We start from the raw sequence: 14539 nt of genomic DNA, 5'->3' as shown, positions 1-14539 counted from the left end.
ACTACTTGATGTCATTGATGTAAATTATTGATTATCAGTATAATATACAAATAATTAATAACTTTGACAACTATAAATCAACTGATTATCTAGCTTTTATCAAAGAAAAAGTGTGAGTTTGCCCTGCCTAAATTTATTGCAATGAATGGATCCACATCATTCTCTTATGAAGCTATCAAAAATGGAGTTTTCGATTATATTCTAAAACCATTAAATTATTTTGATCTAAAAAAAACGTTAATACGATTTGAAAATAAACAACCCGATGTTGCTTCAATTTGTTTAAAATCGTTTACAGAATATAGGTTTCTGTTGGTTGATGATATTGTTTATTTAAAAGCAGATAATAATACAACAGACTTCTATTTAAAAGATGGTAGCATGGTTACATCATTTAAAACATTAAAAACTTTTGAAACGGTTCTTCCAAAGCTATTTATTCGTATTCATAAGAGTTATATAATTAACATTAAATACATAACAAAGATTCATTTTAGTAAATTTCAATGCTCTTTAAAATACACAAAAAATCTAATACCTTTTTCAAAATCACTTAAATCCAAAATGCTAGAAATTAAAAACTTATGGTCAAATGGAAACTTTGACAGCTATCTTCAGCAAATAAAATTGGCGTAATAATTATATAGAATATCTATTCACCATTTAAAATGGTCTGTACCCTATTCTAATAGATGCAAATACAAAATGCACAAATAAATTGTATTAAAAATTATGAATAACAACTAGTTTTGATTCGTACAAATCGGTTAATTAATCGTTTCGATTAAATAATTGAAGCTTCATAAAGAGAAGAATTTGAAGAGTAAATCTAGATTGGGAAAAAGATAGACTACTCAACAATTCTACACATATCATTGGTTTCCCACCTTGATTTTAAGGTTTCCTTGTAAATATGATAATCATCTTAACGGTTGGACAGGGGAATAATTGTCTAATTTTTAAATTAATAAATAATGAAATTAATACGTTTTATGCCTGCTCTATTATTATGTAGTACCCTATTTATATCTTGTACAAATACATATGATGAAGATTTACAACTTGTAAAAAAAAATCAAATACATTTTGCGGATGATAATGGAGGTGATACCACAACCACTCCTCCACCAAATAATCCGGATGGTGGTAGCTAATAAAGTTAGAAAGCCTCATTTTAAAATGAGGTTTTTTTTATTAAATAAACTATTTTAGCTTCAAGTCGTAATATTTATTAATATAAATTAGTTAATTTTAACAGAATTTGAGATATTTTGCTATGAGTAAAAATTTATGGGTTCTTATTGTTTTTCTTTTACTGATGAGTTGTGGTAAAAAATCAGTTATACTTAATAAAGATGAGCAGATTTACAAAAAAATTGATTCTCTAATTATACTATCTAAAAACATTTCCTTTCCTGATTCATTAAGGAGTTCCTATCTTTCTGAAGCCTATAAAAAAATTGAACAACTTAAAAATGATTCTTTAAAAACAAAATCTTATATAAGAACTGCATATTTCAATTTAGTATTGGGGAATTTGGATAAGTTTGGGGAAATAAGCAAGAAAACATTACAAATAACCACGGTAACAAAGGACACTATTAATTTGGCTCGGGCTTATTCGGATTTGGGATATTATTACCGACAAAAATACATCTCTGATAGTTCTTATTTTTTTTTTAATAAAGCATATAAAATTTACAAAGTTTTAAATAATAAATTGCAAGTTGGCAAAATGTTGCTAAGTATGGCAACTGTTCAATCAGATGAAAAAGATTATATTGGTGCTGAAATAAACACCTTCAAAGCTCTTTCTAAACTTCAAAATTCAAAAGAATACGAGTCTTTATACTTATGCTATAATACATTAGGGTTTGTAGAAAAAAAATTAAAAAGATTTGATAAATCGATAGAATACAGATTAAAAGGCGAAAAATATCTATCAAAAATATTAAACTCAGAAAATTATAATATTTTAAATCTTAATGGGGTTGGAATGGTGTACCAAGCTAAAGGTGATTATAAAGCTTCGATTCCATATTTTGAAAAAGCATTGAGAACACCTAACATTTTTGAATTGTATCCGAAAAGTTATGCAATGGTACTTGATAATTTAGCATATGCTAAATTTAAATTTAAAATCACTAAAGATTTACCCAAATCATTTATTAGGGCATTAAAAATTAGAGATAGTTTACAAATTGTTGATGGAATAATTACCAGTGGTCTTCATTTAGCAGAGTATTATAGCTCAATAAAAGATACTGTAAAAGCAATTCAATATGCAGAAAATGCTAAAAACCTTGCAAAAAAATCTATAATTAACATCGATTTAATGGATTCTTATTTATTGCTATCAAAATTACAACCTTCACAAAAAGGAATTAATTATTTACAGCAATACATTAAGTTATCTGATAGTTTACAAGAGAGTGAACGATTAATGCGTGAAAAATTTACACGAATTGCCTATGAAACAGATGAAATAATTCAAGAAAAAGAAGCAGAGTCTGAAAAGAAATGGTGGTTAGCAGGAATGCTAGTTGTGGTTATTTCATTTTCAGCTTTAATTTTTATGAATATGAAACAACGTTCAAAAAATAAAGAATTGTTATTTAATAAAAAACAAGACGAAGCCAATGTAGAAATTTATAATTTAATGCTTGCACAACAAACTAAGTTTCAAGAAGGGAGTAATAAAGAAAAAGAACGCATTGCAAAAGAACTGCATGATGGTATTTTAGGAAGGTTATTTGGAACTAGGTTAAGCTTAGATAGTCTAAATGAAGGCATAACAGATAAAGAGATTTCAGAGAGAGAAGAATATATTGAAGAGATACAAACAATAGAAGAAGATATTCGAAAAATTTCACACAATCTTAAAACGAGTTTATTTAATACAAATACTAGTTTTAGAAAATTAGTAGAGCAATTAGTAACAAAGCAAAGTAAAATTAGTAATTTTGAATGGAGTCTAAACTTTAACAATCTAAAAAACTGGGAAAATATATCAAATGATATTAAAATTAATTGTTATAGAATATTACAAGAATCCATTCAAAATATAAATAAGTATGCGAAAGCAACTGAGGTAAAAATTGAGTTTTATAAAGAGAAACAAAATTTAATGTTAACAATTAAAGATAATGGTTTAGGGTATAATAGTAAGATTAAAAATAAAGGAATAGGTCAAAAAAATATACTATCTAGAGTACAAACTTTAAATGGTAAGGTTGAATTTATATCAAGGGTTGGCTTTGGTACAGAAATAAAAATTAGAATTCCGATTTAAAAAACAGTATCAAATTACTATGAAAAAAGAATTAGATATTTTAATAATTGACGATCATCATTCTATTATAGAAGGCTATAAAAATGTGTTATCCAAAAACAAAAATTATAGACTTCGAATTCTTAAAGCTAATTCTTGTGATCAAGCTATTAAAGCTATTAACAAAGCAAAAAATTCAAATCCTTTTGATTTAATATTTATAGATATTCAATTGCCATCATCTCAAGATGGAACTATTACATCAGGTGAAGATTTAGCAAAAATTATTAATAAAGAATTTCCTCAAACAAAAATTATAATTTCAACAATGTTTGATAGTCCCCAACGATTGGATAATATTTTGAAAACTATCCCTCATAATGGTATTTTAATAAAAAGTGATAGTACGGCTAAAATTATTCTCAAGGCCTTTGATACAGTTTTGCAAGGGAAATCTTTTTACAGTAAAACGGTTGAAAAAATAAAAAATAAAATTATTTCAAACCATGAGGTACTTGATAATTATGACAAAAAAATCATTTATTATTTATCAAAAGGAGTAAAAACAAAAAACTTAATTAAATACATTCCATTATCATTAAGTGCTTTAGAAAAAAGAAAAAATTACATTAAACAACTGTTTAATGTTAATGGAGGTGATGAACAATTATTGATTGAAGCAAAAAAAAGAGGCTTTATTTAACTCTCTTTCTAAATTTTATCCTATTGAATTTTCCTACAGATTAATTTATAAAATAACAAAAAAAATATTACGGTAAAACCGTAATGGTAGTAAGTATAGAATTTATAGTTTTAAAAATTGTTAAATGAACTAAAATTTATTCTATGAAAAAACTACTACTTTTTGTATTATTTAATGTTTTTATTTTTGAAGTTTCTAATTCACAGTCAAAATTATTGTTTAGTTATGATACAGCTGGAAATCAAAACCAAAGATTTTATTGTGAGGTGGGGCCTTGTAATCCACCAATTCCCTCCGCTAAATCAGATGAAATAATTAAAGAAATTACAAAATCTGACAATGCTAATACTATTGATAACAATGATTTTTCGGATAGTCATATAAATATGTATCCAAATCCTACAAATAATAGCGTTTTTATTTCTTTTCAAAATTCACCACTTAGCTCTATAAAACAACTTAAGGTTTTTAATGTATACTCAACATTGGTCAAAACTATTTCAATTAATAAGGATGTCAGCAATTTAGAGTTTGATTTAAGCAACCAGTCAGCTGGTGTATACTTTTTTGTATTTATTAAAACAGATTGGACTACCTACTAAATTTGGGACAATTTTCTTAAGCAACTTTAATTTCTAATGCCCAATCTAAAGATGATTTATTAAGAGGGCCTTCAAGTTCAAAAAAAATAAAATTTAAAATTATTAAATCTAAAAGTTTTAATGCAAAACAGGATGTTTCATCAAGAGTTCCATTCGGTCCAATTGATGATCCAATTGATCCCTCACCGCCACCAACAAGCTCAGAAGGGGCTACAGCGGGTAATTTATCCGTTTCTTTAACTGGTGCAGCTACATATACCGTTCCATTTACTTTACCCCCAGGAATAGAGAATGTTGTACCAAGCATTGGACTTTCATTTAGCAGTCAAGCGGCTAACGGTTTGGCTGGTTGGGGTTGGAATATCTTTGGACTTTCAACAATTACTAGAATCCCTTCAACAAAATCTCATGATGGATTAATTGATGGTGTAGATTTCGATAATAATGATAGGTTTGCAATAGACGGTCAAAGATTGATGTTGAAATCGGGGAGTTATGGTGCTGCAAATTCAGAATATCAAACAGAAAGTTATTCAAATATAAAAGTAAAAGCCTATGGGACATCTCCGTATGGTAGTAATTATGGACCTTCATATTTTATTATATACTATCCTAACGGTACTAGAGCATGGTATGGCAATGCAGGATCATCAAGAGGGCGATTAGAGTGGGCAATATATAAATGGCAAGATGCTCAAGGTAACTATATACAATATGATTATTTGCAAACTAATGGATTATTAAGAATAAATACCATTAAATATGGTGCAAATGGAAGCAATAGTCCTTTAAATGAGATTAAATTTTATTATAAAACCAGAACAAGACCTGAACTTTCATATATAGGTGGTTTAACTTTCAAAAGAGCCAATATTATTGATAGAATTGAAGCCTATGGGAAAGGTCAATTATTCAGAAAATACACATTATCTCATTCAATAACTACTTCTTTGGGTTACCAATTATTAACATCTGTTATTGAATCAAATGGTTTGGGAAAATTATTAAGCCCTATAACTTTCACTTATGAATCACCTACGCCAAATAGTTTAAATAGATTTCCTAATTCACATTCAATATATCCGGGAATAAATTATGATACGGATATAACGGTAGCAGGAGAATACAATGGAGATGGTAAAATGGATTTTTTTACTTATAATAAAAATACAAAAAATAAAATTAATTTATTTACAAATTTATTTAATAATACTAATTTAACATTAGGCTATGAAATTAATACCGGTAGTTTTGATGGTATTTTTGGAAGTAATATTTTATCATGGAATGGTAAAATATTACCTCAACAAGGTATTACAACAGCTAGTGAAACTATTGAAAATACAACAGGTAAGGTTAAATTTTCAACATTTGCTATGGCAGCTTATGGTCCAGTATTCCAATATGATAAAACGTGGTATACAAACACTTCTAATTATGATAGTGATTGTAATAACTCCACAAGAAAAAAAATACCAAAAGAATATATTTCTGGTGATTTTAATGGGGATGGGTTAACAGATGTAATTGCAATTACAAAATCATATACTTCAAGAAGTTGTTATAAAGAAGACCCATCTTGTGTAGATAGTGGTGGTGGTATTGGTGGAGATCCAATGCCAAAAGCAAATCAAATGGTTAAAACTAAAACTATTAGTCAAAGGATAGATCCAATTGATACACAATGTGCATGTAATTGCAATACATACACTAATAGTAATTCTAGTGCTTATTTTATTGATTTAGACCGTACTAAAACTACCAATTTTGTGAATAGTTTAGGGTATTTACAAGCTAGTTTTAAAGCGACTGATAAAATTTTAGCAGTTGATTTTAATGGGGATGGTAAAACCGATTTATTTCATTTTACAGAAGGGAAATTATATGTTTATGAATTAGATTCAAACAATAGCTTACAACTTCTATATTCAAGTACAGATTCATATATAAAAATGAATATGCCAATTTTATTAGCAGATTATAATGGAGATGGAAAAACCGATTTTGCTACTCCAATTGCGAATAATAGTAATTCATGGAGATTCTTTTTGTCTAGAGGAACAAATTTTTACGTATATTCAAAAAGCATTGATGTAACTTATCATGAAAATAAGGTGGATTCAGGAACTCATACAATTAATGGTGTTTCAATGAGTAATCCTTTGTATGAGTATCATTACATTGCTCAGGATTTCAATGGAGATCATAAAGGTGATATTTTAGTTCATGAAGTAGTTACACCATACTCATCATATGATAAAGTCAGTGAAACTATTAATTTATATTCAAATAAGTTTAACAGTACTGATATAACTCCTTCATTTCAGTTAAATACAACGTATCAAGAAAATAATAATGGACTCGGAAAACTTGGGGTGCCAATTTTCTTAGATGCAAAGTCTTCAAATAATAATTTGGAATATGCTTATATTGATGGTAATAATATATATGCTTATGAATTTTTAAAAGATAATAAAAAAGATGTAACATTAAAAAGCATATCTAATGGAGGTATTGTTTCTAATATTTTATATGAAAAATTGGAGTATAATCCAAATAGTTACTTTCAAGTATACACTCCAAATTATTCCCAAAATTATCCATATGTAAATGTTAATATTGCTCCTTCATTGCAATTAGTGAGTTCAATTAGTCAAACTGGAGAAGGTATAACACGTAGTCAAGATTTTCAATATGAAGGAGCGGTATCTAATATGCAAGGCTTAGGCTTTTTAGGATTTAATATTATAAAAAAATCTAATTGGCATGGTTCAGGAGTAGCAGAATTATGGAATATATCTGTACATAACCCTCAACTTAGAGGGGCTGTAACACAACAATGGGTATCGGAAGCTACTTCAAGTACCCCAAGCAGTTATACTTCAAAAACAGATTATACGTATAACACACAGTTGTTATCCAATAATGTTTTTATTAATGTACCAACTCAAGTAATTACGGAGGATTTCCTTCAAGGATTCTCAACTACACAGTCTTATAATTATGATGCATATTATAATCCTTTAAGTGTTACAACTACTTTTCCAGGTGGTTCTAGGCAAGTGTCTTATACATACAGTAACAATACAACTTCAACTAATCAATATTATCATATTGGGAGACCAACGGACAAGGTGGAGATGTCAACATTAAACGGACAAACTTTTAGTACAGAGGAACAATATACCTATAATAATAACCTAATAGTAAAAAAATTAAAAAAAGGAAATGGCACTCCTTGGTTAACAGAGAATTTTAATTATGATGTTTTTGGTAATATCACGCAAAAATCTCTGAGTGCTAGCGGAATTACAGCACGAACTGAAAATTATGAGTATGATTCTAGTGGTAGGTTTTTAACGAAATCCACAAATATTGAAGGTTTATCCACAAAATTTAGTTATAATTTGAATAACGGTAATCCATTAACCACAACAGATCCTTACGGGTTTATTACTTCTTTTGTAAGTGATGGTTGGAATAGGCTTACAAAGGAAACAGATTATTTAAATAATAGTACTACATATACTTACACGGCTGTTACAGGTGGCGGTTATAGTAAATTAACTAATTATACTTTAGGACAAGATGAAGAAGTAACATACAATGCTTTTGGTTGGGTAACAAAAAGTAAAGTACTTGGTTTAAATAATAAGTGGACACAAAAAAGTTTTGAATACGATGTTATTGGTAGAAAGATAAAAGAAAGCGAACCATATTTTAGCAATGCTTCACCAATGTTTTGGAATTCATCAAGTTTTGATAATTATGGCAGGCCAATATCCAAGCAAAGTTATACGGGTAAAACAACTACTTTTACCTATAACGGTTTATCTATAACGGTTGATGATGGCACTAAATCCATTACAACTACAAAAGATGCCGCAGGGAATATTATAAAAGTTCAAGATCCGGGTGGAATTATTGATTACACCTATTTTGCTAATGGAAGTTTAAAAACGGCTAATTATAGCGATCATATAGTAACTACTAATATAGATGGTTGGGGTAGAAAAATTAGTTTATCAGACCCTTCAGCTGGCACTTACACATACACGTATAATATATTAGGCGATATTTTAGAGGAAACGGCTCCAAAAGGTACTACAACCTACGTTTATGATAGTTATGGCAAAGTTATTTCAAAAGGTTCTGTTGTAAGATAATGTGGAACTATCTTTCACGCTTATAGTCAGTACGTTATAGTCTTTAAAATAATTGAAAATTTATGCAATGTGTGATTTTCTGCACTTTTTCCTTGTACTGACCTGAAAATTCCACAATCTTCTAAAACAGAACCTTTCAAAAAATGTTACAGGAGATAATACTAATTTAAGTTTAGTATATAACTATAACAGTACTTCAAAATTGTTAGAATCAATTAATGGCGCGGATACAGGTAATCAGAAAACCTATAATTATACGTATCAATACGATAATTACAAACGTTTGATAAACACTATTGAAGATAATGATTTAGCTCATTTTGAAAAACAAGTAGCGTATAATAGTTACGGAAATGTATATAAAGAAACGTATGTTTCTAACAATAAATCCAATAATGTTAGTAGTACGGTAAAAATTAGAAATGTATACAATAATGCTGGTATAGTATATGAAATTCAAAATTTTGATACAAGTGAAAGTTTATGGAAATTAGTTAATGAAAACGAAAAAGGGAACCCTACAGGAATAACTTTAGGAAATGGCTTAACAAAGTCAAGGCAATACAATCAATTTGGATTTTTAACTCAAATTAATGATTATAATCCAAGTACCAGTACGTATGTTTTAAAATTAGATTATGATTTTGATGCTCAAACTGGAAATTTAAATAGTAGAAAAAATCATGGATTTAATTGGTTAGAAAATTTCACCTATGATAATTTAGACCGTTTAGTATCAATTAACGGACCAGCCCCATTTACTCAAAATTATGATAATAGAGGTAGAATTACCGATAACTCAACAATTGGACAATACAATTATAGCGCTACAAATAGGTATCGATTAAATGATATTGTTTTAAATACACCAGGAAATAGTTATTACCAAAACCATACCTTACAGCAAATAAAGTACAATGCATTTAAAAAACCTGTTGAAATTTTTGAAGAAGACAAAGGGAGAGTAAATTTCGAATATGGTCCATTAGGTAATCGTAGTCAGGCATATTATGGAGGACTTAATGAAAATAAATTACAACGTAATTTTTACAAACATTACTCAGCAATTACACCGGTTGAAATTGTAGAAAATAAAACAAATAATTCAACAAAAATAATCACGTATATTGGTGGAGATGCTTATACAGCGCCTATAGTCTACATTAAAAATACCAAGGCAGGAAGTTCCAATGGGTATCACTATTTACATAGAGATTATTTAGGAAGTATTCTAACCATAACGGATGCTAATGGTATAGTTAAAGAACAACGCCAATTTGGTGCCTGGGGTGTGGTAGATAAATTTGTAGGTTTAAATGGAAACACTACCTTTGATGATAGTTCTTTGATAAGCAGAGGTTATACTGGGCACGAACATTTTTTTGAGATAGGTTTAATACATATGAATGGTCGTATGTACGATGCCAAGTTAGGTAGATTTTTATCCCCAGATAATTACATACAAGATCCGTTTAGTACACAAAGTTTTAATAGGTATGGGTATGTTTTAAATAATCCTTTAATGTATACTGACCCAAGTGGGGAGGTTATTACGCTTTTAGGTGCAGCTATAATTGGTATGCTTGTAGGTGTTGCTACCAACGGAATAATAAATTCTATTAATGGTGATCCATTTTTTCAAGGAGCGGTTATGGCTGGAGCTATTGGATTTATAGGAGGGGCTGCCTCATGGGGAATTGGAGAAGCTGTAAGAGGTATGGGAGCGGTCATTCACAGTGGATTTTTAAGGACAAGCTTACAAACATTTATGCATGCACAACTTGGAGGGGTTATGACAGGACTTTCAGGAGGTAATTATTTATCAGGTTTTGCAAGTGGAGGAATAAGCAGTCTTATTGCTGGTGGAGCAGGTAAGCTATTTCAAGGTTCTAACCAATTTTGGCAAGGAGCAGGTACTATTACATCAGGTACTCTTTTGGGTGGTGTTGGTAGTGTTATTGCAGGAGGTAACTTTTGGGATGGAGTCAGAAATGGATTTATCAGCAGTACTTTGAACCATGTAGTTCACTCTTTACAACAAGATTTTTCAAAATATTTTAAAAGCAAAAAAGATGCTTATAATTACGCTACAAACGAATCTTTATTATTGGATATGGGAGATGGTTACAAAATTGAAAGAGAAGTTTCAGGTTTTGCATTAGAAAATGGTGATTATATTGTTTTAGATCCGTATAATAATAGTCGTAACAGATCATACAATAATCAATTGCCAACAAGATATAAATCAAAAGTTTTACAAGTAAAATACTTGGGAAAATGGTATAGTGTTAAATCGCATTTTCATACGCATCCTTCTACAAGTGTATTTTCAAATGGAGGCATCGGTGTTAGTGGAAAAGATTTGAACATTATGTATAATTCCCTTAATGGGGCTCCTATATCTATTTTATATAGAGGAAGTGAATGGCTGGTGTCGCCTGGTGGCTCTCGAAGTAATTTTTACAACAACATTAAATATAATTATTCATTAAAAAACTTAGGAGGATGGTAAAAAGATTTTTTATTATAACTATTTTATTTATTTCTTGTTCCACTACAAATTTAGTGCAAAAAGAAAAAAAATGTAAATTAGTAATACATGATATTAGTTCTTCTCAATTGAGGGAAGAAATAAATATTTATAAGGACTCACTTAAATTGAAATTTTTAGGGGATGATGATAAATTTATTTTAGTTTTTGTTGAAGAAAAAGACGGATTTACAATTTATAATATTCAGTATGGTTTTGACTTTGATGACAATTTAATAAGTAGAATCAATTTAGTTTCCTTTATAGGAAATTTACCTGTTTTTTTTATTTTAAATAATTCTGATGGTTCAAAAGATAATTTAAAAATTCAAAAATGTGCCTTTATGAAATTATGTAAGAAATTATATCCAGAAAATTATAAGTATTATAAAACCTATAACTCTTGGCCAATGCCCTCTTCAGGTCAAGATAGCCCGATATATAAATTAATCTTTAAAAATGGGAAATTGATAAAAAAGAAATTTTATAAAAATCAATGATTAATTTCGAATATCATCTTACTTCATTTGAATAAATAATAGAGTAACTATGAAAAAAATTATCCTAACAATAATATGTTTAATAAATATAAATATTCTTATTTATTCACAAGAAAAAATAATTAAAATTGGTGTCAAGTTAGGTTTAAACTATACATTGCCAAAATTAAATAATAACAGTTTAGCTGTATTGGAAAATAAAATAGGGTTTAGCGGAGGTATGTTTATGAATTATAATTTTTCTAATAAATTAGCAGTACAACCAGAATTATTGTTTTCTACTCAAAATTTTAACTACACAATTGAAAATTTTGATATTGTAAATGGATCTACTAATAAAAAAGGAATTAATAAAGAGTCTTATTTAAATATCCCAATTCTTCTTAAATATTTTTTAGTAAATAAATTTGACATTGAATTTGGGCCTCAAATTGGATTTATTATCAATAGTAATACTAATTTAATTTTTTATAATAAAGCGTTTAAATTTGACAAACCAAATGACAAGTTTAATTTTAGTGGTAATATTGGTATTGGTTATGATATTAGTACTAAAATGAATCTTGGAATAAGGTATAATTTTGGGATATTAGAGTTAAACGGTTTTAAAAATTCGGTACTACAATTTAATATTGATTGTAAAATTTAGTATAAAATGAAAATAAGAAAAACAATATATATATTTTTAGCAAGCATAGTAGTTGCTTGTGGAGGGGCATCAAATGATGATAGCCCAATAATAAAAGATAATTTTACAATAGAGGTAACTGCCCAAAAAACTACGGTTAATATAGATGAGGCAGTGTCGGTAATACTTAATGCAAGTGATGTTATTAGTAATATAAAAGTATCTACAGACAACTTTGATACAGAGGCTACAGTTTTACCAAATAACACAAAAAATAGTACACTTTATTTTAAGTTTAATGCTATCGGTAGTAAAACTATAAGTATAAAAAGCACAAATAATACAGGAGAAGTAGCTGAAAAATCGGTTGAGATTAATGTGGTAAGGGGAAATGCTATAAAAATAAACAGTGTAAAAGTAGTCTCATTTTACAACATCAATCAAACTTGGGATGCTGAATATGCGGATACCGATGTTAATAGGTTGGCAGATATATTTTTTATACTGTTAAAACCCGAAGTAAATTTAACTACAGGAGATTTTAGTTATAATAACTGGTATCAATCTATAGTAAAACAAAACCAAGGAGATTTAATTTGGGATTTAACCTCAGAAAATTTATATATAGATCCTGATTTTTCAATTTTTATTGGTCTGGCTGATGATGATGGAACTTATAATGCAGATTTATTGATGGGGCCTCCTTCTGAACGTGAAATTAAATTATCAGATTATTTAGCAACAAAACCAACAACTATTAAATATACCGTCCCAGAAATCAATTTAGATATAGAATTAAATGTAGAATGGCCTTAATTTAAAGAATGGCAAACACCTTGTAAGTAAACTAAAATGAAAAAGATTGTAATTAGTTGTTTCTTTTTTTTTACAACGTTAGCTTTTTCACAAAAAGAAACAAATAATTGGTATTTTGGTGAAAATGCAGGAGTTAGCTTTAATAATGGTTCCCCAGTTGCATTAACAAATGGAGCATTGGTAACTCGCGAAGGTTGTGCTGCTATTTCAAATAAAAATGGCAATTTATTATTTTATACAGATGGTGTAACTGTTTACAACCGTAACCACAGTATTATGTTAAATGGTACAGGGCTAAACGGACATAATTCAAGTACACAGTCAGCCATTATTGTTCCAAACCCTACGGATGCAACGATATATTATATTTTTACAGTGGATGCTCAAGCAGGTGCGAATGGATTGCAATATTCAGTAGTAAATATGTTGCTAGATAGTGGGTTTGGAGGTATTACAACTAAAAATAATTTATTAGTTACACCTACAACAGAAAAAATTACAGCGGTTAAAAGCTTAATAGCAGATGAATATTGGGTAGTAAGTCATAAATGGAATAGTAATGAATTTATTTCATTTAAGGTTTCTAGTAGCGGAGTTAATTCAACACCTGTAATTAGTGCTATTGGAACGTATATTGGAGGTGCTAATACAGAAAAAACAATTGGTTGTATAAAAATTTCGCCAGATGGTTCCAAATTAGCGGTTGCCCGTGGAAGAGGATTGTCTGAAGTTCAATTATTTGATTTTGATACTGCTACTGGTAAAGTTTCAAATCCTTTAACGTTAATGGACTTAGATGATGAAATATACCAAAATCCTTATGGTATAGAGTTTTCTCCTAATAGTAAAGTCTTATATGCTACGGTTAGTAATAATGGTATTTATCAATACAATTTAGATGCAGGTTCAAGTATTAACATAGTAAATTCAAAATTGATATAGATCCAAAGTTTTATGGAGCGCTACAATTAGCTACAAATGGTAAAATCTACCTTGCAATAGAAGATAGTGAATATCTGAATGTTATCAGTAAACCTAATGAAATAGGTATAGGCTGTAGTTATCAAACGGATAATGTTTGGCTAAAAGGGAAGTTTTCAAAACTAGGTCTACCACCGTTTATACAGTCGTATTTTAATGTTTCATTAAATTTTAATAATCTATGTTATGGAGACACCACTCAATTTACGTTAACAGATACTGTAGATTCAGTAGTTTGGGATTTTGGAGATGCAGCTTCTGGTGTAAATAACACTTCAACAGCTATAGTACCAACACATATTTTTACCAGTCCGGGAGATTATACCGTTACGGTTACGGCAA

13 protein-coding genes are annotated in these 14539 nt (G+C 28.9%); 12 read left to right on the top strand and 1 reads right to left on the bottom strand.

Annotated elements, in window-relative coordinates; translation table 11 throughout:
• Positions 1 to 141: 141 nt before the first annotated feature.
• From L3J60_RS11950 to L3J60_RS11930, 5 genes are all read left to right on the top strand, one after another.
• Positions 142 to 636: a LytTR family DNA-binding domain-containing protein gene (locus tag L3J60_RS11950; protein WP_291975777.1), complete on the top strand. Its 495-nt coding sequence runs from the start codon at positions 142 to 144 to the stop codon at positions 634 to 636.
• 338 nt (positions 637 to 974) lie between these two features.
• Entirely contained in the window at positions 975 to 1154 is a 180-nt protein-coding gene (locus tag L3J60_RS11945) for a hypothetical protein (protein ID WP_291975776.1), read from the top strand.
• A 122-nt stretch (positions 1155 to 1276) separates the two neighbouring features.
• The gene (locus tag L3J60_RS11940; RefSeq protein ID WP_291975775.1) at positions 1277 to 3292 is read left to right on the top strand and encodes a tetratricopeptide repeat-containing sensor histidine kinase; all 2016 of its coding nucleotides are present in this window, start codon (positions 1277 to 1279) and stop codon (positions 3290 to 3292) included.
• Between the two features lie 19 nt (positions 3293 to 3311).
• Positions 3312 to 3974, top strand: a complete 663-nt coding sequence (locus L3J60_RS11935; RefSeq protein WP_291975774.1) for a response regulator — start codon at positions 3312 to 3314, stop codon at positions 3972 to 3974.
• Positions 3975 to 4117: 143 nt separating this feature from the next.
• The gene (locus L3J60_RS11930; RefSeq protein WP_291975773.1) at positions 4118 to 4576 is read left to right on the top strand and encodes a T9SS type A sorting domain-containing protein; all 459 of its coding nucleotides are present in this window, start codon (positions 4118 to 4120) and stop codon (positions 4574 to 4576) included.
• Positions 4577 to 4592: 16 nt separating this feature from the next.
• Here L3J60_RS11930 and L3J60_RS11925 read toward each other — a convergent pair whose 3' ends face one another.
• The gene (locus tag L3J60_RS11925) at positions 4593 to 4883 is read right to left on the bottom strand and encodes a hypothetical protein (RefSeq protein WP_291975772.1); all 291 of its coding nucleotides are present in this window, start codon (positions 4881 to 4883) and stop codon (positions 4593 to 4595) included.
• On the opposite strand from L3J60_RS11925, the gene L3J60_RS11920 reads away from it, so the two are divergent.
• From L3J60_RS11920 to L3J60_RS13470, 7 genes are all read left to right on the top strand, one after another.
• Positions 4861 to 8742, top strand: a complete 3882-nt coding sequence (locus tag L3J60_RS11920; protein WP_291975781.1) for an FG-GAP-like repeat-containing protein — start codon at positions 4861 to 4863, stop codon at positions 8740 to 8742. The two genes, L3J60_RS11925 and L3J60_RS11920, sit on opposite strands and share 23 nt — an antisense overlap.
• Before the next feature lie 202 nt (positions 8743 to 8944).
• Entirely contained in the window at positions 8945 to 11254 is a 2310-nt protein-coding gene (locus L3J60_RS11915) for an RHS repeat-associated core domain-containing protein (protein ID WP_291975771.1), read from the top strand.
• Complete coding sequence (locus L3J60_RS11910) at positions 11248 to 11772, top strand: hypothetical protein (protein WP_291975770.1); 525 nt, start codon at positions 11248 to 11250, stop codon at positions 11770 to 11772. Before L3J60_RS11915 ends, L3J60_RS11910 begins: the two co-directional genes overlap by 7 nt.
• Positions 11773 to 11821: 49 nt before the next feature.
• On the top strand, positions 11822 to 12421 hold the full coding sequence (locus tag L3J60_RS11905; protein WP_291975769.1) for a porin family protein: 600 nt from the start codon (positions 11822 to 11824) through the stop codon (positions 12419 to 12421).
• Positions 12422 to 12427: 6 nt separating this feature from the next.
• Entirely contained in the window at positions 12428 to 13216 is a 789-nt protein-coding gene (locus L3J60_RS11900; RefSeq protein WP_291975768.1) for a hypothetical protein, read from the top strand.
• Between the two features lie 36 nt (positions 13217 to 13252).
• On the top strand, positions 13253 to 14158 hold the full coding sequence (locus tag L3J60_RS11895) for a hypothetical protein (protein WP_291975767.1): 906 nt from the start codon (positions 13253 to 13255) through the stop codon (positions 14156 to 14158).
• On the top strand, positions 14149 to 14539 hold a 391-nt coding region (locus L3J60_RS13470), incomplete at its 3' end, for a PKD domain-containing protein (RefSeq protein WP_366837311.1). The genes L3J60_RS11895 and L3J60_RS13470, both read left to right, overlap by 10 nt.

The organism is Lutibacter sp., assembly GCF_021647475.1.
Classification (GTDB): domain Bacteria; phylum Bacteroidota; class Bacteroidia; order Flavobacteriales; family Flavobacteriaceae; genus Lutibacter.
The sequence above is the reverse complement of the archived record's forward strand: the minus strand, read 5'-3'. Positions and strand labels throughout refer to the sequence as shown.